Raw genomic sequence first — 22,512 nt, forward strand, 5'->3', positions numbered from 1 at the left:
CGTTGCCGCTGCCGGCCCACCCGCTGCGGGGCGGATCAGGCCAGCGGCCCGGTGACGCGCTCGACGGCCCGCACCAGCTCGCCGGAGGCGACCAGCTCGGCGGCGGCCTCCAGGTCCGGCGAGAGGAAGCGGTCCCGGCCGGCCCCGCCCACGCCCGCCTCGCGGGCGGCGGCGAGCGCGGCGGCGGTGGCCGGAGCCAGCGGCCCGCTGCCGTCGGCCTGCCGGCGGATCTCCAGCGCGCGGGCGGCGGCGGTCAGTTCGACCGCGACGATCCGGCCCAGGTTCTCGACGGCCTGGCGCAGCTTGCGGGCGGCCGACCAGCCCATCGACACGTGGTCCTCCTGCATCGCGGAGGACGGGATCGAGTCGACCGAGGCCGGGACGGCCAGTCGCTTGTTCTCGCTGACCAGCGCCGCCTGGGTGTACTGCGCGATCATCAGGCCGGAGTCCACGCCCGGGTCGTCGGCCAGGAAGGCCGGCAGGCCGTGCGAGCGGGCCTTGTCGAGCAGCCGGTCGGTACGGCGCTCGGAGATCGAGCCGAGGTCGGCGGCGGCGATGGCGAGGAAGTCCAGCACGTACGCGACCGGGGCGCCGTGGAAGTTGCCGTTGGACTCCACCCGGCCGTCGGCCAGCACCACCGGGTTGTCGACCGAGGCCGCCAGCTCGCGGGAGGCCACCAGCTGGGCGTGCGCGAGGGTGTCGCGGCCGGCGCCGGCCACCTGCGGGGCGCAGCGGATCGAGTAGGCGTCCTGGACGCGCGGGGCGTCGTCCTGGTGGTGGCCGGTGAGGCCGGAGCCCTTGAGCACGGCGAGCATGTTGGCGGCGCTGAGCGCCTGGCCCGGGTGCGGGCGGATCGGGCCGTGCAGCTCGGGGGCCAGCACCTTGTCACTGCCGAGCAGGGCCTCCAGCGACATCGCGGCGGTGATGTCGGCGGTGGTGAACAGGCGGGACAGGTCGGCGATGGCCATCACCAGCATGCCGAGCATGCCGTCGGTGCCGTTGATGAGGGCCAGGCCCTCCTTCTCCAGCAGCTCGACCGGGGTGATGCCGGCCTCGGCGAGCAGCTCGCCGGCCGGACGCTCGGTGCCGTCCGGGCCGCACGCGACGCCCTCGCCCATCAGGACGAGCGCGCAGTGCGAGAGCGGCGCGAGGTCGCCCGAGCAGCCGAGCGAGCCGAACTCCCGGACGACCGGGGTGATGCCGGCGTTGAGCAGGTCGGCGATGGTCTGCGCGACCAGCGGGCGCACGCCCGTACGGCCGGAGGCGAGGGTCTTCATCCGGAGGAACATCAGCGCACGGACCACCTCGCGCTCCACGGCCGGGCCCATGCCGGCGGCGTGCGAGCGGACCAGCGAGCGCTGCAGCTGGGCGCGCAGCTCGGGGCTGATGTGGCGGACGGCGAGCGCGCCGAAACCGGTGGAGACTCCGTAGACGGGGCGCGGCTCGGCGGCGAGGGCCTCGATGGTGGCGCGGGCGGCCGCCATCTCGGCGAGCGCGTCCGGGCCGATCTCGACCCGGGCGTTGCCCCGGGCGACGGCGAGGACGTCCTCGGCGCTGACGTCGGCCTTGCCGACCTGGACGAGCGGCGCGTCGGGGGCCACAGCACTGTGCATATCCATATACACCATCACATCAGGTGAATGAAGATATGACAACCGGTGGCGCGACCCTGGTCGGGTGATCCGCGCCGCCACCCCGGATTACCCGTCCGCTCCCGAGTGGCGCAGGCTGGTGGGGCAGAGCGAGCGAAGGCGGAGAGCTGATGGGGCGAGCAACGGCACGGCGCCGGGTGGTCCGGCTGCGAGGGGACACGACGGGCGCGCGACCGGACGCGCTGGCGGCGGAGGAACCGCTGGAGATTCGTGTCGGCGGCGAACCGCTGACCGTCACCATGCGCACCCCCGGGGACGACTTCGACCTGGTCGCCGGGTTCCTGGTCGGCGAGGGGCTGGTGCACACCGCCGACACCCTGGCGGCCCTGCGGTACTGCGCGGGCACCGACGAGGACGGCGCCAACACCTACAACGTGGTGGACGCGACCCTGCGCGGCGGCGCCGCCCTGCCGCTCTCGGCCTACCGCAACCTGCTGACCACCAGTGCCTGCGGCCTGTGCGGGCGCGACACCGTCGAAGCGGTCCGCACCCACGTCCGCCGGCCGGTCGCCGCCGACCCGCTGCGGGTCGCGCCGCGACTGCTCTACGGGCTGCCGGACCTGCTCCGCGCGGCCCAGCGGACCTTCGACTCGACCGGCGGCCTGCACGCCGCCGGTCTCTTCGACTCCACCGGCCGGCTGCTCTGCGCCCGCGAGGACGTCGGCCGGCACAACGCCGTGGACAAGGTGATCGGCTGGGCGCTGCGCGAGGGCCGGCTGCCGTTGACCGGGCACCTGCTGCTGGTCAGCGGCCGGGCCTCGTTCGAGCTGACCCAGAAGGCGGCGCTGGCCGGCATCCCGCTGCTGGCCGCCGTCTCCGCGCCGTCCTCGCTGGCGGCGGACCTGGCGGAGGAGCTCGGCCTGACACTGGTGGGCTTCCTGCGCGGCGAGAGCGCCAACGTGTACACCCGCCCCGACCGGGTGACGGCCGGGCCGGCCCCCGCGCCCGCCGGGCCGCCCGTCCACCAGCACGCGCACGGGGGCTGAGGCCCGCGGGGCGTCCGGCCGGCGGCCCGGAACGCGGGTGGCCGGAACGCGGTGGCCCGGAACGCGGTGGCCGGAACGCGGTGCCCGGAACGCGGTGCCCGGAACGACACCTCCGTGAACGACGCCGTCCCGCCCACCGGGCGGTGGACGGGACGGCGGACCGGGCGGCCGGGGGCGAGGGACGGGCTCACGTCCCGGCCGGGCCGGCGGACGTCAGTCGCGGCTGCGGCGACGGAGCATCAGCACCACCGCGATGATCACGGCGATCACCACCAGCAGCACCACGATGCCGATGACCACGCCGATCAGCTTGCCGAAGAACCCCGACTTCTTCTTCTTGGACTTGGACTTGGACTTCGCCAGCTCGGTGTGCTTCTTCGCGACGGTCACGGTGCTGCCGCTCGCCGGGGCCGCCGCCGGCGCACCCTGAACGGCCTGCGCCGCCTGCGCGGGAGCTCCCTGGGCCGACACGGCCACGGCCGTTCGAGGCGCGGCCTGCGCCGGGGCCGCGGCGATCGCCGCGCCGCCGAAGGCCAGCGTTATGGACAGGACCGCACTCGCCAGACGTGCTCTCATCGACTCATCTCCCCGATCCGGCCGGGCCCACTTGGCCGCCGATCGCGCTCACTGTGCCACGCGCCACGACGGTACGACAGGCCTGCGGCCACGACTGTTCCCGGACCGCTACCTGCCCGGAACAGAGCGGTCACCGACACGCCCCGGCTACCCGGCCCGCCCCCGTTCATGCGTGGGACGGCCCGGTCCGGGGCCGGCACGGGGGCCGTCCGGCCGGACGGTACACGGACCGTCCGGCGGGGCCGGAGGGGGACGGACTTCGGCGGGCGAGCAGCAGGCCGGGCGCACCGGGGCCGCAGGGGGCCGGGCCGGCTCAGGACGGCGGCGGGGAGGCCGGGCCGGAGAGGGCCACCGCGACCAGGGCCCGCATCGCGGAGGCGACCTGACCCAGCGGCAGGGTCGCGTCGTCGGCGAAGAGTTCGACCAGCCAGCCGCCCGCCACGTTCTGCCCGCCGGCCGCGACCATCCCCCGGTAGCCGCTGACCACCAGCATGGCCTCCTCGGCGGGGTCGTTCCCGGCCGCGCCGGCGCGCAGGGCGAAGGAGCCGCCGCGGACGGTGCGCCGGGTGAGGGGGTAGTGGCGCAGGTCGAAGATGGCGTCCGGGGCCTCGATCTGGGCCCGCTGGGTCTCGGCCCGGGAGCTGCTGGGGCCGCTGGTCATCCGGTACACGGCGTGCTGGACGGTGCGCATCAGGTGCGAGCCCGGCGGGACGTAGGAGATCCACCAGCCGACCGCGTCCAGCAACCGGGCGGCGGTCTCGGCCACGCCGGCCAGCCGGCCCAGGGTGTCGGCCGGGTGGTGGGAGCGCACCGCGCCGGCCTGGTCGAGGGTGGCGAGCACGGCGGTGAGCAGCTGGCCCGGGTCGGCGCTGTGGGCGGCGCCGCGGATCCGGCGGCGGTCCCCGGCGGCCCGCGAGGCGGAGCCTCGGCCGCGGCCGTCCGCGCGGTGGTGCGGGTCGGCGGCGTCGGCGAGCAGCACGGTCGGGTCGGGGGTGAAGCCGGGGCCGTGGCTGCGGCCGGCCACCACGGGGTGGGCGGCGCGGGCGGCCTTGGCGCGGTACTGGGCGGCGTCGGCGAGCCGGAACAGCCGGTCGGGGGTGGTGACCGGGCCGATCGAGTCGCCGGTGGAGGCGACGCCGCAGGCCACGCCCTCGCCCTCGGCCAGGGCGAGCGCCCGGGCGCAGAGCTCCTCGGCGACGGCGACCACCTCGTCGGCCTTCTGGCCCTCGGCGAGCAGGCAGAACTCGTCGCCGCCGAGCCGGGCGGCGAGGCTGCCGGGGAGTTTGGCGGCGGCCAGCGAGAGCTGGTGGGCGAATCGTTCCAGCAGCCGGTCGCCGACCTCGTGGCCGAGCTGGTCGTTGACCCGCTTGAGGCCGTTGACGTCGCAGACCACCAGCGAGACGACGGTGTGGTCCCGGTTGTGCGCCGCCAGCGCGCTCTCCAGGCGGGCGTCGACGGCGCGCCGGTTGGCCAGCCCCGTGAGCGGGTCGGTGAAGGCGAGCCGGCGCAGGTCGGCCAGCCGTTCGGTCTGGGCGAGGCCGGCCGAGATCTGGGCGGCGAGCAGGGTGGCGTAGTCGGCGTCGGCCTCGGTGAACACGGGCAGTCCGGCGGTGCGGGCCAGGTACAGCTCGCCCCAGGCCTGGCCGTGCAGCACGATCGGCGCGACCAGGCAGCACTCGCGCCCGCGCCTTCGCAGCCCGGCGGCGCGGTGCTGGCGGAACGCGCCGGCGCCCGGCTGGGCGTGGCCGGCCGGTTCGCCGCCGTCCTCCGGCTCGGCCGGTTCGGCGGTCTGCAGCCAGGCGCGCGGCAGCCGGCCGGTGGTCCAGCGCTCCTCCAGGTAGGTGACGATCTCGGGGAAGTCCGCCACCGGGTAGGACTCGTCCTCCGGCAGCTCCTCCTCGCCCGGTGCCAGCTCGCCGTGGTTGACCAGCACCCGCAGCCGGCCGGACTCGCGGTCCCAGACGGAGACGGCCGCCATGGTGGCGTCGAGGGCGGCGGTGGCGCGGACGGCGGCGACCCGGACGGCCTCCAGCGGGGTGAGGGCGCCGGCCATGTCCTGGGCCAGCTCGACCACCGACTGCAGCCGCAGGTCGGGGGAGGGCGCGGACTGCTCGCGGTCCGTGACGCTGGCCTCACCGCTCACCGGCTCGCCTCGATCCTGTGGTCGGTCGTCCGGCCGTCCGGTCGGACGCCGTCGTGGCCGCCGTCGCGGCCCGGCGGGCCGGGCCCGCCCCGGCCGGGCACGACCGCGGTGCCCCAAGACTAGGGCGATCTGCCAGGCGTATGCCCCATTTGTCCGGGACGACGCGTCCGGCCGCGCCACGGCTTCAGTCGTTGCGCGTACGCCGGGAGTCGTCAGGCGCACGGCCGGCGCCGGGCGCCTCCCGGGCCCGGTGACCGCGCCGCCGGACGCACCGGCGCAGCCGCCCGGCGGGCGTCAGTCCGTGCGGACCCGGCGTGAGAGCAGCCAGGGCTCGACCAGGCCGAGCCCGCGCACCGGGCGGCGCCACATCGGCTGCAGCCGGAACCGGTGCCCGGCGTTGACGTCCACCCCGACCGGCAGCCCGGCCGCGGCCGAGATCGCGTCGGCGAGGTCCGGGCCGTCCAGCTCCGCGGGCGCGACGCTGCCGTTCTGCTCCAGCACGGCCGCGAACTCGCCGTCGATCAGCACCGCGTCCTTGGGCGCGATCGAGGTGAGCCGGCTGGCCAGGTTCACCGTGGTGCCGAACACGTCGCCCATCCGGGAGGTCACGGTGCCGAAGGCGAGACCGACCCGCAGTTCCGGCATGGTGTCGTCGTCCGCCAGCGTCTCCACCAGGCCGAGCGCGATCTCGGCGGCCGTCACCGGGTCCTCCGAGACGTACAGGATCTCGTCGCCGAGGGTCTTGATGACCCGGCCGCCGAGGCCCGCGATCAGGTCCGAGCAGGTGTTCTCGAAGGTCTCGACCAGCTCGCCGAGCTCCTCCTCCTCCAGCCGGCGCGACAGCCGGGTGAAGCCGACCAGGTCGGCGAAGCCGACGGCGAGCCGGCCGCTGGTGATCTCGGCGTCCTCGGCCGCCTGCACCACCCGGCCGGTGACGGCCGCCAGCTGCCGGCGCCAGACGTAGACCAGGAACTGCTCCAGCTCCGGCAGCAGCAGCTCGACCAGCGGGTACGCGACATCGGCGCGGGTCAGGCCGGGTTCGACGGCCTGGGTGAGGCTGTCCAGGAAGGTGTCCATCTGCCAGCCGGCCAGCCGCGCGGTGGTCTGGCCGGTGGAGCGCGCCACCTGGATCGCCATCGACTCGCTCAGCAGCCCGGACTCCACCAGGCCGGCCAGCCGCCGCAGGGCGATCACGTCCCCGTCGGTCAGCGCCCGGGACTGCCCGATGTCCGGAAAGCCCATCGCCCGCCAGAAGCGGGTGGCCAGCTCCATCGGCACATCGGCGGCCCGGGCGGCCTGGTACGGGGTGTAGCGGCGTGGTGCGTCCAGGATCAGCCGCTCAAGATCCAGCGCGACCGTCTGGTCGTCCGGATCCGCCTTGGCGCCGCCGTTGCCGTCCTCTGCCACCGGTCCGTCCCCGTGCGGTCGCCGCACTCGCTCATGTCCCGCCTACTCGACTTCCCCGGCGGTGGCGCACACCGCCCACCCCAGGGGGTAGTGGCGCGCCTCACACCGCTGCCAGGTGGAATGTTCGCACGAAATCGCGTAATCCGGGGCATCCGCCCGGGGCGGGCGGGCCCGGGGGTAGCGACTCAGCCACTCTCCGGCCGTACGTGTACGACGTCCCCGGCCGCGACCGGCTGCCGCGTCCCGTCGGCCGTCCGGACCACCAGGCGGCCGTCGCCGTCGATCGCCACCGCCTCCCCCACCAGCTCGCGTCCGCCCGGCAGCTGGACCCGGACGGCCCGGCCGAGGGTGGCGCAGCGGTCGGTGTACGCGGGCAGCAGTCCGCTCGCCTGCGGGTCGCCGGCGGCGGCCGTCCACTCCCGGTACAGGTCGGCGAACTCGCGCAGCAGGGCCCGTAGCAGGGTGTCGCGCTCGGTGACGGCGGAACCGGCCAGCGCCAGCGAGGCCGCGGCGGGCACCGGCAGCTCGTCGGCGCGCAGCGAGACGTTGATGCCGAGGCCCGCGACCACGGCGCCGCCGCCGAGTTCGGTGAGGATTCCGCCGATCTTGCGCTCGGTGCCGTCGATGGTGACCTGGAGGTCGTTGGGCCACTTCAGCGAGACGTCCACCTCGGCGACCCGGCCGAGGGTGCTGGCGGCCGCCACGCCGACCAGGATCGGCAGCCAGCCGTAGCGCTCGACCGGGACGGCGGCCGGGCGCAGCAGGACGGAGAGGAAGATCCCGGACCGGGCCGGCGCCGTCCAGCTGCGCTCCAGCCGGCCGCGTCCGGCGCTCTGCTCCTCGGCGATCAGCACCGCGCCCTCGGGCAGGCCCTCGCGGGCGCGGGCGGCCAGGTCGGTGTTGGTGGAGCCGGTCTCGGCCACCACGTCGAGCGAGGTCCAGAGGCCGCCGGGGCTCAGCAGGTCGCGGCGCAGGGCGGCGGCGTCCAGCGGCGGGCGGTCCAGGTCGGTCCAGGGGGACGGCCCCGCGCCGCCGAAGCCGCGCAGTCCGCTGCGGCGGGGGGCGGACTCGTCGGCAGGTTCGCTCAGTGACTCGCTCATGGGGCCGAGCCTAGGGCTCGCGGGTGACGGCGGCACGCAGGCGGCCGGGCGGCGTCCCCGTGCGTTGCGGCGGCGGGCCGGCGGGCGGCCGGGACAGGATGGTGGCGGGCGTCGGCACCGGCGCGTAGGCCGCCCCATCGTCCCGCATAACGCTCGTTAACACACTGTGTCGCTGGCCATAACGGGAAACGGTCCGCGCTGGCTACGCTACTCAACGGTAGTTCGTTGCGCCGCCCTGCCCTCACCCCAGTACTGACAGGTCGCGGCCCATGGATCAGGGAGAGCCACCGGATGACCGAGGCGTCGTACGACCCGCACACCACCGCCGGCAAGCTCGCCGACCTACGGCGCAGGCTCGACGAGGCGGTGCACTCCGGCTCGGCCGCGGCCGTGGAGAAGCAGCACGCCAAGGGCAAGCTGACGGCCCGTGAGCGGGTCGTGGAGCTGATGGACGAGGGCTCCTTCGTGGAGTTCGACGAGTTCGCGCGGCACCGCTCGACCAACTTCGGTCAGGCGAAGAACCGCCCGTACGGCGACGGTGTCGTCACCGGCTACGGCACCGTGGACGGCCGTCAGGTCGCCGTCTTCGCGCAGGACTTCACCGTGTTCGGCGGCTCGCTCGGCGAGGTGTTCGGCGAGAAGATCGTCAAGGTGATGGACTTCGCGCTGAAGACCGGCTGCCCGGTGATCGGCATCAACGACTCCGGCGGCGCCCGGATCCAGGAGGGCGTGGTCTCGCTCGGCCTGTACGGCGAGATCTTCCGCCGCAACGTGCACGCCTCCGGGGTGATCCCGCAGATCTCGCTGATCATGGGCCCGTGCGCGGGCGGCGCGGTGTACTCCCCCGCGATCACCGACTTCGTGGTGATGGCCGACCAGACCTCGCACATGTTCATCACCGGCCCGGACGTGATCAAGACCGTCACCGGCGAGGACGTCGGCATGGAGGAGCTGGGCGGCGCCCGCGCCCACAACGCCAAGTCCGGCGTGGCGCACCACCTGGCCGCCGACGAGAAGGAGGCCATCGAGTACGTCAAGAGCCTGCTCTCGTACCTGCCCTCCAACAACCTGAGCGACCCGCCGGCCTACCCCGAGGAGGCCGACCTCACCGTCACCGACGAGGACCTCGAACTCGACACCATCGTGCCGGACTCGGCGAACCAGCCGTACGACATGCACAAGGTGATCGAGCACGTCCTGGACGACGGCGAGTTCCTGGAGACCCAGGCGCTGTACGCGGGCAACATCCTCACCGGCTTCGGCCGGGTCGAGGGCCACCCGGTCGGCATCGTCGGCAACCAGCCGATGGACCTCGCCGGCTGCCTGGACATCGCGGCCAGCGAGAAGGCCGCGCGCTTCGTGCGCACCTGCGACAGCTTCAACATCCCGGTGCTGACCTTCGTCGACGTGCCCGGGTTCCTGCCCGGCACCGGCCAGGAGTGGGACGGCATCATCCGGCGCGGCGCCAAGCTGATCTACGCCTACGCCGAGGCCACCGTCCCGCTGATCACCGTGATCACCCGCAAGGCCTTCGGCGGCGCCTACGACGTGATGGGCTCCAAGCACCTCGGCGCCGACCTCAACCTGGCCTGGCCGACCGCGCAGATCGCCGTGATGGGCGCCCAGGGCGCGGTCAACATCCTGCACCGCCGGGAGATCGCCGAGGCCGAGGCCGCCGGGCAGGCCGAGGAGAAGCGCGCCGAGCTGCTCGCCTCCTACGAGGACACCCTGCTCAACCCGTACCTGGCGGCCGAGCGCGGTTACGTGGACGCGGTCATCGCGCCCTCCGAGACCCGCCGGCACATCGTCCGCGGCCTGCGGGCCCTGCGCGGCAAGCGCGAGACCCTGCCGCCGAAGAAGCACGGCAACATTCCCCTGTGAGCGGCTTTGGGAGAGGATTGAGCATGGCCCCGATCCACGTGCTGCACGGGCAGCCGACCCCCGAGGAGCTGGCCACCGTCCTGGCGGTGGTCTCAGCCCGGGCCGCCGCCGCACAGGCCGCCGCCGAGGCGGCCCGCACCGGTGCCGGCCCGGCGACCCCCTGGAACGACCGCGCCCGGCGCCTGCGCACCACCCCGAAGCCGGGCCCCGACGTCTGGCGCACCTCGGGCTGGGCCCGCTGACCGGGCCCGTCCACCCGTAGGACCCCGGGGCGATCCGGGCCGGATGGCCCGGATTGCCCCGAAACCTGAGTACGGATACTCAGGCGCCCCGCAGGCCGCGCGGCGCACCCTGGAGAAGTGCTCTGGTCAGACCCCCGCGACGAGCCCTCCCCCGACACTCGTCAACTGCAGGAACGGCTGCGCCGTGCCGGACCGCTGCTCGCGGCCCTCGCACTGGTGATGGCCGTCCTGCTGATGCTCTGAGCGGGCCGTGCGCCCCCACCGGTGCGGCCGGCGGCCGGCGGGCACCCCCTACCCTGGTGCCCATGACCGACCGCCGCACCCTCGTGCTCGCCTCCGCCTCCCCCGCCCGGCTCGGACTGCTGCGCCAAGCCGGCCTCGACCCGCGGGTCGTCGTCAGCGGGGTCGACGAGGACGCCGTCACCGCCGCCACGCCGTCCGAACTCGCCCTGGTGCTCGCCGAGGCCAAGGCCAAGGCCGTCGCGGCCGAGCTCGCCGGCGGGGAGCTGGTGATCGGCTGCGACTCCGTCCTGGAGCTGGACGGCGAGGCGCTCGGCAAGCCCGCCGACGCCGCCGAGGCGCTCGCCCGCTGGCAGTCGATGCGCGGCCGCTCCGGCGTGCTGCGCACCGGGCACTGCGTGATCGACACCGCCACCGGCCGGCAGTCCTCGGCCACCGCCTCCACCACGGTCCGCTTCGGCACCCCGGACGACGCCGAGGTCGCCGCGTACATCGCCTCCGGCGAGCCGCTGCACGTGGCCGGAGCGTTCACCCTGGACGGCCGCTCGGCACCGTTCGTCGAGGGGATCGACGGCGACCCCGGCAACGTGATCGGCCTGTCGCTGCCGCTGCTGCGCCGGCTGCTCGGCGATCTCGGGGTGCGGATCACCGACCTCTGGGTCTGACCCGCCGGGCGGCCCCCGGCCGGGCTCCCGAACACATCCGGGCGGCCCCGACGCTGCCGATTCCGACAGAGACGCGGCCGGACATCTGTCCCGGTGATCCAGCCCCTTCGAGCGGACCACGCCGATAGGCTGGCCGGGCCGCCGACCCGGAGAGGACATGCAGGGATGACCGACAGCGTGCTCAACGTGGTGCTCGGCCTGGTCGCCACCGCGATCAGCGCCTCGCTCGGCTGGCTCGCCCAGAACCTGCGCCGCCGGCGACGGCTGGAGCGCGTCCGCGAGTTCTTCGGGATGCCCGGCCGCACCGAGTGCCTGCTGGTGGTCAACCGCCGTGGGGGCACCGCCGGTTCGAAGAACGTGTCACGCAACGACGTGTACGCGCTGATGGAGTTGGCGACCTTGGTGAAGGAGTGCGGGGCGCAGGCCGACGTCGTCGCGCACGACGAGGTACGCCAAGGCCTGGGCACCAAGGCCGAGTTCTGCCTCGGCGGCCCGGGCAGCAACGACCGCACGGCGGCGCATCTGGCCAACTGGCTGCCAGGCGTCCGGTTCGTCCCCAAGCCGGACCCGCCCTACGGCGACACCATATCGGTGGGCACGGAGGAGTACCGCCGCTCCGAGGCGACCAGTGCCTCCGGCGACCGGGTCTACGTCCTGCTGGCCCGGCTGCACGCGGGCCCGGACACCCGGCCGGTGTTCCTGATCGCGGGCCAGACCGCGACCTCCAACCACGCGGCCGTCCGGTACCTGGTGGCCCACCACCGCCGGCTGGCCCGTCGCTACGGGACCGACGAGACGTTCGCCCTGGTCCTTCGGGTGGTCAGCCCGGAGGCGTACGGCCCGGACGTCGTCGAACTGGCGGCCGACGTCACCACCGCGGCGACCACCCGGCCGGCCGCCCAGGTGGCCGCGTGACCGACCGGATGTGGCGAAGGCCACGACATGACGGGGCGGCGGCGCGACCACCTCTCAAGGCCCAGGCCTGACACTGTCACCATCCACGACCTGCGGAGCGTCCCGCTCCGTGCCCGACCGGTCACGCAATCGCGTCACCCTCCGTGTGGGATAGCTCACCACCTTGGGCTACTCGCCGGTACCACCCTGTAATCCCTAGACTCGACGAGGTTCAAGAAGGGAGCCATTGTGCGCAAGGTGCTCATCGCCAACCGCGGAGAAATCGCCGTCCGCGTCGCCCGGGCCTGCTCGGATGCCGGTATCGCCAGCGTCGCCGTCTACGCCGAGCCGGACCGGGATGCGCTGCACGTCCGCGCGGCCGACGAGGCGTACGCGCTCGGCGGCGACACCCCCGGCACCAGCTACCTGGACATCGCCAAGGTGCTGAAGGCGGCCGCCGACTCCGGTGCGGACGCCGTCCACCCGGGCTACGGCTTCCTCTCCGAGAACGCCGACTTCGCCCAGGCCGTCCTCGACGCGGGCCTGACCTGGATCGGCCCGCCGCCGCAGGCCATCCGCGACCTCGGTGACAAGGTCACCGCCCGGCACGTGGCGCAGCGCGCCGGTGCCCCGCTGGTCGCCGGCACCCCGGAGCCCGTCTCCGGCGCCGACGAGGTCGTCGCCTTCGCCACCGAGCACGGCCTGCCGGTCGCCATCAAGGCGGCGTTCGGCGGCGGCGGCCGCGGCCTGAAGGTCGCCCGCACGCTGGAGGAGATCCCCGAGCTGTACGACTCGGCCGTCCGCGAGGCGGTCGCCGCCTTCGGCCGCGGCGAGTGCTTCGTCGAGCAGTACCTCGACAAGCCGCGGCACGTGGAGACCCAGTGCCTGGCCGACCAGCACGGCAACGTGGTGATCGTCTCCACCCGTGACTGCTCGCTGCAGCGCCGGCACCAGAAGCTGGTCGAGGAGGCGCCCGCGCCGTTCCTGACCGCCGAGCAGAACGCCGAGCTGTACCGGGCGTCCAAGGCCATCCTGCGCGAGGCCGGCTACGTCGGCGCGGGCACCTGCGAGTTCCTGGTGTCGCAGGACGGCCTGATCTCCTTCCTGGAGGTCAACACCCGTCTGCAGGTCGAGCACCCGGTCTCCGAGGAGGTCACCGGGATCGACCTGGTCCGCGAGATGTTCCGGATCGCCGACGGCGAGGAGCTGGGGTACGACGACCCGGCGGTGCGCGGTCACTCGATCGAGTTCCGGATCAACGGCGAGGACCCGGGCCGCGGCTTCCTGCCCGCCCCCGGCAACGTCACGCTGTTCTCGCCGCCGTCCGGCCCGGGCGTGCGGCTGGACGCCGGTGTCGAGACCGGCTCGGTCATCGGCCCGGCCTGGGACTCGCTGCTGGCGAAGCTGATCGTCACCGGCGCCACCCGCAAGCAGGCGCTGCAGCGCGCCGCGCGTGCGCTCGCCGAGTTCAAGGTGGAGGGCATGGCCACGGCCATCCCGTTCCACCAGGCCGTGGTCACCGACCCGGCGTTCGCGCCGGAGGTGCACGGCGGCGAGGGGCCCTTCACGGTCTTCACCCGCTGGATCGAGACCGAGTTCCAGAACACCATCCCGGCGTTCACGGGCGCGGGCGGCGAGGCCGACGAGGCCGACGCCCGCGAGACCGTGGTGGTCGAGGTCGGCGGCAAGCGGATCGAGGTCTCGCTGCCCTCGTCCCTCGGTGTCTCGGCCGCTCCGGCCGGCGCAGCCGCGGGTGCCAAGGCCAAGCGCCGGGTCGGCGCCAAGAAGGCCGGTTCGGCGGTCAGCGGTGACACCCTGGCGTCGCCGATGCAGGGCACCATCGTCAAGGTCGCCGTCGAGGAGGGCCAGGTCGTCGCGGAGGGCGAGCTGATCGTCGTCCTGGAGGCGATGAAGATGGAGCAGCCGCTGAACGCGCACAAGGCCGGCACCATCGTCGGTCTGAAGGCCGAGGTCGGTGCGAGCGTCAGCAGTGGCGCGGCGCTCTGCGAGATCAAGGACAACTGACGCGGGATCCGCGCCGTCGGGCGGCCCGTACACCTCCGGGTGTGCGGGCCGCTCCGGCGTTCCCGGGGCTGCCGTCCGTAGCGGCGGGGGCTCTCGTCCATGCCGTCCGGGGCTGCCGTCCGTGCCGTCCCGGGGCCCGGGCGCCGGAGGGCACGACGGGTGAGCACCACCGCCCGACGCACCCCGGCGACGTCTGCTTCCGGCCGAATTCACGCTGCCGTCATGCTCCGGCTCGGCCCGCGCCCCACCCTTCCGCTAGATTGACGGCGCGTCGCACCGAGGTCCCGGCACGGGCTCGGCGGCGCACCCGTCATCGCCCGGCGGACGGCCACCCCGCCGCCGGGCGTTCCGCGTCCGGGCGGCTGCGCGCCGCCGCGGGCCCGCCCCAGCTCGCCCCACCCGCCGGTCCCCGCGGCGGCCGGCTCCCCGTGCCCACGGCCGAGGGGCCGGCCCGCGCCGGGACCGCTCCTCCGGAGTCGTCCATGCCCCAGCCCCAAGGCCCCCGTCCGTACCACCGGCGCACGGCGGCCGCCGGCACGCTCGTCCTCGCCGCCCTCTGCCTCGGCGGCGGCCCGGCCACGGCCGCGCCCGCGGCGCCGGAGCGGCCGGCGCGCGGCGCCGACGGCGGCCACCGCCCGGACGTCCGGCTGCTGGACACCATCACCGTCCCGGTGGGCACCGTGCTGGACGGGGTGCCCTTCGGCGGCATCTCCGGCATCGACTACGACCCGCGCTCCGGCCGCTACGTGGTCCTCAGCGACGACCGCTCCGAGCTGGCCCCGGCCCGCTTCCACATCCTGCGGCTGCCGCTGGACGCCAAGGGCTTCGCGGTCCGCTCCCCGCAGCCGGCCGGCGGCACGGTGCTGACCGGCCCCGACGGCAAGCCCTTCCCCCGGCCGACGGTGGACCCGGAGGCGATCCGCTGGACGCCCGGCGGCAAGGGCCTGCTGTGGACCAGCGAGGGCGCCGCCGCGGCCGGCCTGCCACCGTTCGTGCGCGAGGCGGCCCCGGACGGCGGCCACCGGCGGGAGCTGCCGCTGCCGGCGGCGTACCGGCCGGTGCTCGCGGCGGACGGCACGCCGGTCTCCGGCGTCCGCGACAACCAGGCCTTCGAGGGGCTGACGCTCTCCCTGGACGGCTCCAAGGTGGTCACCCTGACGGAGGGTCCGCTGGTGCAGGACGGTCCGGCGCCGACCGCCGGCGCCGGCGGTCGCTCCCGCCTGCTGGTGCAGGGCCGCGCCGACGGCCGGACGCTGGGCGAGTTCGTCTACCCGCTCGGGCCGCCGGCCGACGCCGGTCCGGTGCCGGCCGGCGCCCAGCGCGGCGCCTCGGAGATCCTGGCGGTCAACGAGAGCGACTACCTGGTGGTCGAGCGGACCGCCCGGTCCGGCACCGACTTCGGCATCCGGATCTGGTGGACCACCACGGTCGGCGCCACCGACGTGCGCGGCCGGGCCGCGCTGGCCGGCACCGAGCGGGCGATGGCCAAGCGGCTGCTGTTCGACTTCGCGACCACCGGGACCGCCCCCGACAACGTCGAGGGCCTCACCTGGGGTCCACAGCTGGCGGACGGCTCCCGGTCCCTCGTACTGGTCACCGACGACAACTTCGGCGCCCTCGGCAGCCCGGGCACGGCCTTCCACCTGCTGGCCGTCCGCCCGGGGCTGCTGGCCGTGCACAGCCCGGACGTCGACCACGACGGGTCCGTCGACCGGGCGGACCTGCGGCGGCTGCTCCGGTCCGGCCGGGCCGGCGACCTGAACGGCGACGGCCGGACGGACGGACGGGACATACGGCTCTGGGGCTCGTACGGCCGCACCTTCCCCTTCCCGCGCGGGGACTGACGCACCGGCGGCAGCGCCCGGGAACCACGGGCCGGCGTCGCGGCTGCGGCCGGTCGGGCCCGCCCCGACGCCGGGTCAGGGGCGCCCGGAGGCGAGCGGACGGACGATCATGCCGCTGTGCGCGCCGGGGCGGCGCTGGCCGGGCAACGGCGCGGCGCCGGGCGGCGGCGGGCCGGCCCGGCGCGGGCCGACACCGAGCGGGGCCTGGTGCTGCACCGGGCCGGTGCCGTGCACCGGCTGGTCGACCGGCAGCCCGAGCGGGGCGACGTCGATCTGCACGCCGCAGTCGGCCAGCGCGTCCAGCTCTCGGGCGGTGGCGTCGTCCGCGGTGGCGTGCTCGTCCGTCACCAGGCGGGTGATGGCGTCGGTCGGGACGGTCTGGAACATGGTGTCCGCGCCGAGCTTGGTGTGGTCGGCGAGGACGATGACCTCGGCGGCCGACTGCACCAGAGCCCGGTCCACGCTCGCGGAGAGCATGTTCGTGGTCGACAGCCCGCGCTCGGCGGTCAGCCCACTGCCGGAGATGAAGGCCTTGGAGACCCGCAGCCCGTGCAGCGACTGCTCGGCGCCGCTGCCGACCAGGGCGTAGTTGGACCCCCGGAGGGTGCCCCCGGTCATCACCACCTCCACCCGGTTGGCGTGCGCCAGGGCCTGGGCGACCAGCAGGGAGTTGGTCACCACCGTCAGCCCCGGCACCCGGGCGAGCCGGCGGGCCAGCTCCTGGGTGGTGGTGCCGGCGCCCACCACGACGGCGTCGCCCTCGGCCACCAGGCCGGCCGCGAGATCGGCGATGGCGCTCTTCTCGGCGGCGGCGAGATGGGTCTTCTGCGGATATCCGGGTTCGCGGCTGAAGCCGCCGGGGAGCACCGCGCCGCCGTGACGGCGGTCGAGGAGCCCTTCTGCCTCCAGTGCCCGTACGTCCCTGCGGACGGTCACTTCGGAGGTCTGGACGACGCGGGCCAGTTCACGGAGCGACACTGCTCCGTTGGCGCGCACCATTTCGAGGATCAACTGGCGACGTTCTGCTGCAAACACAGAACCGACGGTAACTGAATGACCGTCTGCTTTCAGGCGTTTGCTCCTGGTAACGGGAATTGCTCACACAAGAGCGGCGCGTGACCGTACACTACGCGCCGTCAGACCCCGGGGAGCACGCCCGCCGTACGGGTGATGCGCCGGCGCGCGCAACGGGCGGCCGCGTCGCGACGGCCGCCCCAACTGCTCATTCCCCGCTCAGGATTCGCCCTCGGCGCGCTTGCGGATGTGCAACTGCCGGGCGGCCTCGGCGGTGGAACCGGACACCGAGGGGTAGACGGTGAACGCGCTGGCCACCTGTTCGACCGTCAAATTGGCGTCCACGGCGAGCGAAATCGGGTGGATCAGCTCGCTCGCGCGCGGTGCCACCACGACGCCGCCGACCACGATGCCGGTGCCCGGGCGGCAGAACAGCTTCACGAAGCCGTCCCGGATGCCCTGCATCTTGGCCCGCGGGTTGCCGCGCAGCGGGAGCTTCACCTCGACCGCGTCCATCTTCCCGCAGGAGACGTCGGCCGCGGTGTAGCCGACCGTGGCGATCTCCGGGTCGGTGAAGACGTTGGAGGCCACCGTCTTGAGGTTCAGCGGCTGCACCGCGTCGCCCAGCGCGTGGTACATCGCGATCCGGCCCTGCATCGCGGCCACCGAGGCCAGCATGAAGACGCCGGTGCAGTCGCCGGCCGCGTAGACGCCCGGGGCGCTGGTCCGGGAGACCCGGTCGACCTGGATCTGGCCCCAGTCGTTGAGCTTGACCCCGGCCTCCTCCAGACCCATCTCCGCGGTGTTGGGGATCGAGCCGACCGCCATCAGGCAGTGCGTGCCCCGGATCACCTGGCCGTCGGCGAGGGAGACCTCCACGTGGTCGCCGACCCGCTTGGCGCCCTCCGCCCGCGAGCGGCTCATCACGTTCATGCCGCGGCGGCGGAAGACCTCCTCCAGCACCTCGGCCGCGTCCGGGTCCTCGCCCGGCAGCACCCGGTCGCGGCTGGAGACCAGCGTGACCTTGGAGCCGAGCGCCTGGTACGCGCCGGCGAACTCGGCGCCGGTGACGCCGGAGCCGACCACGATCAGCTCGCGCGGCAGCTCCTCCAGGTCGTAGACCTGGGTCCAGGACAGGATCCGCTCGCCGTCGGGCTGCGCGTCGGGCAGCTCGCGCGGGTGGGCGCCGGTGGCGATCAGCACCGCGTCGGCGCGCAGCGTCTGGACGCCGCCGTCGGGGCCGTCCACCAGCACCTCGCGGGAGCCGTCCGCGGCCTGCCCGCCGCCCCCGAGCCGGCCCTTGCCGCGCAGCACGGTCACGCCGGCCCGGGTCACGGACTGGGTGATGTCGTGCGACTGGGCGATCGCCAGGCGCTTGACGCGTCGGTTGACCTTGCCGAGGTCCACGCCGACGACCCGGGCCGAGCCCTCGATCGGGGGAGTGTCGTCCGCGACGATGATGCCGAGTTCCTCGTACGAGCTGTCGAAGGTGGTCATCACCTCCGCGGTCGCGATCAGCGTCTTCGACGGCACGCAGTCCGTGAGCACCGCCGATCCGCCGAGGCCGTCGCGGTCGACGACGGTCACCTCCGCGCCGAGCTGGGCCGCCACCAGGGCTGCCTCGTATCCGCCAGGTCCGCCACCGATGATCACGATCCGAGTCACGTGCACCATTGTCCCGCACGCCGACCCCGCCGCCACGCCGGGGTCACGGCTGCCCCGCGAACAGTGGGCGACGAACGGCCCGGCGGCGGCCCGGCACACCCGTGGAAGCTCCCCCCGGCCGGTTCCCGCGTTCAACTCCCGTAGGCTGACGCCCATGCCCCTCTACGCCGCGTATGCCACCAATCTCGATGCCCGGCAGATGACCCGCCGTGCCCCGCACTCCCCACTGCGCGGGACGGGCTGGCTGGACGGCTGGCGGCTGACCTTCGGCGGCGAGCAGCTCGGCTGGGAGGGCTCGCTGGCCACGGTGGTGGAGGACGAGAAGGAGCAGGTCTTCGTCTCGCTCTACGACGTCGCGCCGATGGACGAGGAGGGGCTGGACCGCTGGGAGGGCGTGCAACTCGGCATCTACCGCAAGATGAAGCTGCGGGCGCACACCCTGGACGGCGACATCCAGGTCTGGACGTACGTCCTGAACGACTACGAGGGCGGACTGCCCGCAGCCCGCTACCTCGGGCTGATCGCGGACGCGGCCGAGAGCGCCGGCGCCCCCCACGACTACGTGCTGGACCTGCGCCGCCGGCCCTGCTGACGGCACCCGCCGGGGCACCGGCCGGGCCGGGCCCCTCAGGGCGAGCGGCGGGCCGCGCTCCAGGAACGGGCGGTCACGCCCAGTGCGGCCGCCACCTCGGCGCGCCGCGCCGGGTCGGTCCGCAGGCCGTTGCCCAGTTCCACGTGCAGCCAGGGCACGCCGAGGCCGGCGGCGAACCTGCCCTGCACGTTGGTCGTGCCCTCCAGGTGCCCGCACCTGTCACGCCAGGCGCGGCAGACCGCGAACCCGGCGCCCTCCAGGCCGTCGGCGGTGAGCTGGGCGGCCGGACCGGGCGAGGAACTCCCACCGGAGACCACAGCGTCCCGTCCGGGCAGGCTGCCCTCGTCGAACCCGTGCACCTGGATGCCCGGCAGCCCGCGGGCCGCCAGCGCCCCGATCACCGCGTCGAACACCGTGTCCGTCCGGTGGGCCGGGTCGGAGGAACCGCCCGCCCCGGCCTTGCGGTGCGCCCCCGCCAGCACCATCACCCCGCCCGGCGCCGCCCGGAAGGCAGCCACGCCCAGGAGTTCGGTGTCGGTGTCGAAGACCGGATGGGGCACCTGGACCGACCAGGACGCCTTCGCCGACAGGTCCAGGTACACCCGGCCCCAGCCGCGCTCGGCCTCGCTGCCCCCGGACGCGTCCGCGATCTCGGCGAACCGCCGCCCCGAAGCGCTGTCCACCCACTCGGTCAGCCGGTAGCCGGCCGCCCGCAGGCGCGGACCGGCCTGAGCCGGGCCGCCCTCCACCGCCTGCGCCACACCGTCCGCGACCGCGCGCCGCTGCTCCTCGTCGGGCGTGGTGTAGGGCGTGGAGGGGCCGAAACCGGCGGTGTAGGCGTGCACCCGGGCGGCCAGATCGACCTGCTCGGGCCCGGCCGGGGCCGCCTGCCCCGTCGCACCGTCCGCCCCGGATCCGTCACGGGCGCCGCCGAGCGCCGCCGTGAGCACCACGGCCAGCACGGCCAGAGCCAGCAGCACCACCGGAAGGGCCCGGCGCCGGGCAACCCGTATGTCCATGCCGGAGAACCTACCGGCCCGCGCGGGAGGTGACGGCCGGGGCTGTCGCAAACCGATAAGGATCCCGGGGCCGGCGGCAGCCGGTCAGGCGAACGACCGGATCGATACCGCTCCGTTACCGTACCCCGCCGATCGGCGGGCTCGGGTACGTATGCTGTTCAGGCTTCAATCGCTCACCCGTGCGAGGCGTCGGGGGCCCCGCTCGCCCGTCCGTCCCGTTCCGGCCCACACCGACATCGAGGCCCTTCTTGAGCACGGCCGCGTCACCGCCTCGCCAGCACCGCTACCGGCGACGGGCCGACATGCCCCTGCTCGGCGGGATCCGGCCACCCATCGCCCTGCTGCTGGTGCTCCTGCTGGCCGTCTCCGCCCTCACCGCGATCGCCGTCGGCGGGCTGCGGCTGGACGACGCCCCGCAGGCCGTCCGGGAGTCCCAGCAGTACGCGGCCGAGGACGGGGCCACCGCGCTGCGTGCCGCCGTCAACGAGAACGCCACCGACCTGCGCCGCGCCGCCGCCCGCTTCGACGCCGCGCCGGCCGAGCCGGCCGCCGTGCTCGGTGCCCTCGGCCAGGCCTACCAGAAGTGGCGCGGCACCGTGATCCTCCAGCCGGGCAGCGGCAAACTGCTGGCCGCCCGCGGCGAGACCGTACCGCTGGCCGGCCTGCTGGACCTCGGCGCCCTCGGCGACACCGCGCCGTCCCCCCTGCTCACCGGCACCGCGAGCGGCCCGCGGCTGCTGACCTTCGCCCTGGTGGCGACCCCCGGCGGGCAGCGGGCCCTGCTGGTCGCCTCCGGCGGCCTGCGGCTGCCCGGCATCACCACCGGCAAGTCCCAGAGCCTGCAGGTGCTCGACAGCGCCGGATCGGTGCTCGACAGCGCCGGGCCACCGCTCGGCACCGAACCGGACAGGCGGATCGTCACCACCGCCCGCACCCGCGCGGCGCGGCAGCCGGGCGACCCCGCGGAGGTGGCCTCCGGCAGCCTGGTCGGCCCCGCCGACCAGCACGGGACGCGCCGGATCGTCGGCTACTCGGCCGTCGCCGGCACCGACCCCCAGGACCTGGCCGCCCCGCTCGGCCTCACCCTGATCTCCAGCACCACCGTGGAACGGCAGGCCGGCAGCCTGCGTCACCCGCTCCTGGGCACCGCCGCCGCCGGCGCCCTGCTGCTGGTCGCCCTGCTGGTGGCCGGCCTGCTCGTGCTCACCCTGCAGCGCCCGCTGCTGCGGCTCTTCCTGGAGTCCCGCCGGCTGACCCGGGGCGAGCGGCTCGACCAGCCGGTCGCCGGCCCCGCCCGGGGCGAGGCCGGCCGGATCACCCGCGCGCTGGAGGAGGTCCGCCGCCAGCTGCTCGACCCCTCCCGTCCGCCGGCCACCGCCCCGGGGTCCGGCGCGGGCCGTCGAGGCCGGTTCGCACCCGGCATCGCCCTGCCACTCGCGCTCGGCGCGGTGGTCGTCCTGAGCTGGTCCGCTCCGCTGCTGCTGCTGAGTGGCGACAAGGGCGCGATCCGGGTCCCCGGCCAGGTGGTCTCCGCCCAGCGGGACCGCACCGACACCGCCGCGGACCGGATCCGGCAGGCGCTCAACGAGGGCTACGCCGACCTCAGATCGATCGCCCCGGCGCTCGGCGACGGCACCGAGGCCAAGCCGATCGAGGCGGTGCTGCGCGGCACGCTCGCGGAGCACGGCCGCTACCGGTCGCTGTACGTCCTCAGCCCCGCCGGCGCGGTGGTGGCCCGGGCCGGCGAGGCACCGCGGCACGCGGGCGCCGGGGCGGTCGGGCCGGACGGCGTCCTGCTCCTCAACAAGAGCGGCAAGGAACCGCAGGTCGCCGCCCGGGTCGGGCTCGGCCCGCAGGTCCCGGGCGGGAGCGCCGAACCGGCCGGCGGGGCGGCGCCCCCCGCTGCCCCGCCGACCGCCGTCGTGGTCGGGGAGTTCAAGCGCGAGTTCCTCGACGGCCTGCTGAGCCGCCCCGGCCTGGGCCGGGTCTGGCTGCTCGACGACCGGCACAAGGTGCTCTCCGCCAACGAGGCCTTCAGCTCCTTCGGCGACCTGCCCGAATCCCGCGCCGAAGCGGTGCTCACCTCCGCCGGCAAGGGCGCCGCCGCCGACGTGGTCCGCCACGACGGGTCCCCGGCCGTACTGGCGGCGGCACCGCTCGGCGGCAACGGCACGGTGGCCGGGCTCGGCTGGTCCGTGGTGAGCGCCCAGCCCGTGGCCTGGCTCCACCTGGACCAGAACAAGGCCGACCGGCGGGCCCTGCTGGCCGGGATGCTCGGCCTGGCCGCGGCCGCGCTCTGCCTCGGCTGGCTGTTCGTCGCGGTCGGCATCCCGCTGCGCCGGCTGGCCGCGAGCGCCGAGAACCTGGCCGCGGGCGACCGCCGGACGGTGCTGTACCCCGCGCACCACGACGAGGTGGGAGCGATCGCCCGGAGCCTTGAGCTGCTCCGCCAGGAGCTGGAACTGCTCGGCCGGCCACCCACCGGCCGAAGGGCAGCCCGCCCACCCGGGCAGCCGACGGACCGACCGGCCCCGGCCGGACAGCGCTAGGGCGGCACCCGCCTGCCG

At 75.0% G+C, this 22,512-nt stretch carries 17 protein-coding genes and 1 pseudogene; 10 read left to right on the forward strand and 8 right to left on the reverse strand.

What is annotated here, in order from left to right:
* Positions 1-35 precede the first annotated feature (35 nt).
* The gene (gene hutH, locus J2S46_RS16270; RefSeq protein ID WP_191289760.1) at positions 36-1,619 is read right to left on the reverse strand and encodes a histidine ammonia-lyase; all 1,584 of its coding nucleotides are present in this window, start codon (positions 1,617-1,619) and stop codon (positions 36-38) included.
* A gap of 143 nt (positions 1,620-1,762) precedes the next feature.
* Between hutH and fdhD the strand changes: the two genes are divergently transcribed.
* The gene (gene fdhD / locus J2S46_RS16275) at positions 1,763-2,638 is read left to right on the forward strand and encodes a formate dehydrogenase accessory sulfurtransferase FdhD (RefSeq protein WP_191289759.1); all 876 of its coding nucleotides are present in this window, start codon (positions 1,763-1,765) and stop codon (positions 2,636-2,638) included.
* A gap of 213 nt (positions 2,639-2,851) precedes the next feature.
* Here fdhD and J2S46_RS16280 read toward each other — a convergent pair whose 3' ends face one another.
* The 4 genes and pseudogenes from J2S46_RS16280 to J2S46_RS16295 form a co-directional block, all read right to left on the reverse strand.
* Positions 2,852-3,214, reverse strand: a complete 363-nt coding sequence (locus tag J2S46_RS16280) for a hypothetical protein (protein ID WP_191289758.1) — start codon at positions 3,212-3,214, stop codon at positions 2,852-2,854.
* Between the two features lie 925 nt (positions 3,215-4,139).
* Positions 4,140-5,267, reverse strand: a pseudogene (locus tag J2S46_RS16285) (GGDEF domain-containing protein); the annotation flags it as partial.
* 384 nt (positions 5,268-5,651) lie between these two features.
* A complete protein-coding gene (locus J2S46_RS16290; RefSeq protein WP_229912654.1) occupies positions 5,652-6,764 on the reverse strand; it encodes an adenylate/guanylate cyclase domain-containing protein in 1,113 nt (370 codons plus the stop codon).
* Between the two features lie 185 nt (positions 6,765-6,949).
* Positions 6,950-7,864: a biotin--[acetyl-CoA-carboxylase] ligase gene (locus J2S46_RS16295; protein WP_191289757.1), complete on the reverse strand. Its 915-nt coding sequence runs from the start codon at positions 7,862-7,864 to the stop codon at positions 6,950-6,952.
* 291 nt (positions 7,865-8,155) lie between these two features.
* Between J2S46_RS16295 and J2S46_RS16300 the strand changes: the two genes are divergently transcribed.
* The 7 genes from J2S46_RS16300 to J2S46_RS16330 all read left to right on the forward strand — a co-directional run bounded on the left by J2S46_RS16300 (position 8,156) and on the right by J2S46_RS16330 (position 15,655).
* On the forward strand, positions 8,156-9,745 hold the full coding sequence (locus J2S46_RS16300) for an acyl-CoA carboxylase subunit beta (RefSeq protein ID WP_190213074.1): 1,590 nt from the start codon (positions 8,156-8,158) through the stop codon (positions 9,743-9,745).
* Between the two features lie 23 nt (positions 9,746-9,768).
* Entirely contained in the window at positions 9,769-9,987 is a 219-nt protein-coding gene (locus J2S46_RS16305) for an acyl-CoA carboxylase epsilon subunit (RefSeq protein ID WP_191289756.1), read from the forward strand.
* Positions 9,988-10,104: 117 nt separating this feature from the next.
* Entirely contained in the window at positions 10,105-10,230 is a 126-nt protein-coding gene (gene mmpB / locus J2S46_RS16310) for a morphogenic membrane protein MmpB (RefSeq protein ID WP_266323152.1), read from the forward strand.
* A 62-nt stretch (positions 10,231-10,292) separates the two neighbouring features.
* Positions 10,293-10,892 (forward strand): nucleoside triphosphate pyrophosphatase, encoded by a 600-nt coding sequence (locus J2S46_RS16315; protein ID WP_191289755.1) that lies wholly within the window; start codon positions 10,293-10,295, stop codon positions 10,890-10,892.
* 165 nt (positions 10,893-11,057) lie between these two features.
* Positions 11,058-11,807, forward strand: coding sequence for a hypothetical protein (locus J2S46_RS16320; protein WP_191289754.1), 750 nt, complete (start codon positions 11,058-11,060; stop codon positions 11,805-11,807).
* 228 nt (positions 11,808-12,035) lie between these two features.
* A complete protein-coding gene (locus tag J2S46_RS16325) occupies positions 12,036-13,811 on the forward strand; it encodes an acetyl/propionyl/methylcrotonyl-CoA carboxylase subunit alpha (RefSeq protein WP_191289753.1) in 1,776 nt (591 codons plus the stop codon).
* A gap of 482 nt (positions 13,812-14,293) precedes the next feature.
* Complete coding sequence (locus J2S46_RS16330) at positions 14,294-15,655, forward strand: esterase-like activity of phytase family protein (protein WP_191289752.1); 1,362 nt, start codon at positions 14,294-14,296, stop codon at positions 15,653-15,655.
* Positions 15,656-15,730: 75 nt separating this feature from the next.
* Here J2S46_RS16330 and J2S46_RS16335 read toward each other — a convergent pair whose 3' ends face one another.
* Both J2S46_RS16335 and J2S46_RS16340 read right to left on the reverse strand, forming a co-directional pair.
* On the reverse strand, positions 15,731-16,654 hold the full coding sequence (locus J2S46_RS16335) for a DeoR/GlpR family DNA-binding transcription regulator (protein WP_229912665.1): 924 nt from the start codon (positions 16,652-16,654) through the stop codon (positions 15,731-15,733).
* A 234-nt stretch (positions 16,655-16,888) separates the two neighbouring features.
* A complete protein-coding gene (locus J2S46_RS16340) occupies positions 16,889-18,490 on the reverse strand; it encodes an NAD(P)H-quinone dehydrogenase (RefSeq protein ID WP_268255684.1) in 1,602 nt (533 codons plus the stop codon).
* On the opposite strand from J2S46_RS16340, the gene J2S46_RS16345 reads away from it, so the two are divergent.
* Positions 18,489-18,926: a gamma-glutamylcyclotransferase family protein gene (locus J2S46_RS16345; protein WP_073924190.1), complete on the forward strand. Its 438-nt coding sequence runs from the start codon at positions 18,489-18,491 to the stop codon at positions 18,924-18,926. The two genes, J2S46_RS16340 and J2S46_RS16345, sit on opposite strands and share 2 nt — an antisense overlap.
* A 35-nt stretch (positions 18,927-18,961) precedes the next feature.
* Here the strand turns inward: J2S46_RS16345 and J2S46_RS16350 are convergent, their stop codons facing one another.
* Entirely contained in the window at positions 18,962-19,945 is a 984-nt protein-coding gene (locus J2S46_RS16350) for a hypothetical protein (protein WP_191289749.1), read from the reverse strand.
* A gap of 302 nt (positions 19,946-20,247) precedes the next feature.
* On the opposite strand from J2S46_RS16350, the gene J2S46_RS16355 reads away from it, so the two are divergent.
* A complete protein-coding gene (locus J2S46_RS16355) occupies positions 20,248-22,494 on the forward strand; it encodes a HAMP domain-containing protein (RefSeq protein ID WP_307350346.1) in 2,247 nt (748 codons plus the stop codon).
* The last annotated feature ends 18 nt before the right edge of the window (positions 22,495-22,512 follow it).

The organism is Kitasatospora herbaricolor (assembly GCF_030813695.1).
GTDB classification, from domain to species: Bacteria; Actinomycetota; Actinomycetes; order Streptomycetales; family Streptomycetaceae; genus Kitasatospora; species Kitasatospora herbaricolor.

Coding starts and splice junctions, on each gene's coding strand:
- hutH (WP_191289760.1), bottom strand. CDS start 1,619: ATGGATATGCACAGTGCTGTGGCCCCCGACGCGCCGCTCGTCCAGGTC.
- fdhD (WP_191289759.1), top strand. CDS start 1,763: ATGGGGCGAGCAACGGCACGGCGCCGGGTGGTCCGGCTGCGAGGGGAC.
- J2S46_RS16280 (WP_191289758.1), bottom strand. CDS start 3,214: ATGAGAGCACGTCTGGCGAGTGCGGTCCTGTCCATAACGCTGGCCTTC.
- J2S46_RS16295 (WP_191289757.1), bottom strand. CDS start 7,864: ATGAGCGAGTCACTGAGCGAACCTGCCGACGAGTCCGCCCCCCGCCGC.
- J2S46_RS16300 (WP_190213074.1), top strand. CDS start 8,156: ATGACCGAGGCGTCGTACGACCCGCACACCACCGCCGGCAAGCTCGCC.
- J2S46_RS16305 (WP_191289756.1), top strand. CDS start 9,769: ATGGCCCCGATCCACGTGCTGCACGGGCAGCCGACCCCCGAGGAGCTG.
- J2S46_RS16315 (WP_191289755.1), top strand. CDS start 10,293: ATGACCGACCGCCGCACCCTCGTGCTCGCCTCCGCCTCCCCCGCCCGG.
- J2S46_RS16320 (WP_191289754.1), top strand. CDS start 11,058: ATGACCGACAGCGTGCTCAACGTGGTGCTCGGCCTGGTCGCCACCGCG.
- J2S46_RS16330 (WP_191289752.1), top strand. CDS start 14,294: ATGCCCCAGCCCCAAGGCCCCCGTCCGTACCACCGGCGCACGGCGGCC.
- J2S46_RS16335 (WP_229912665.1), bottom strand. CDS start 16,654: ATGGTGCGCGCCAACGGAGCAGTGTCGCTCCGTGAACTGGCCCGCGTC.
- J2S46_RS16345 (WP_073924190.1), top strand. CDS start 18,489: ATGCCCCTCTACGCCGCGTATGCCACCAATCTCGATGCCCGGCAGATG.
- J2S46_RS16340 (WP_268255684.1), bottom strand. CDS start 18,490: ATGGGCGTCAGCCTACGGGAGTTGAACGCGGGAACCGGCCGGGGGGAG.
- J2S46_RS16350 (WP_191289749.1), bottom strand. CDS start 19,945: ATGGACATACGGGTTGCCCGGCGCCGGGCCCTTCCGGTGGTGCTGCTG.
- J2S46_RS16355 (WP_307350346.1), top strand. CDS start 20,248: ATGCCCCTGCTCGGCGGGATCCGGCCACCCATCGCCCTGCTGCTGGTG.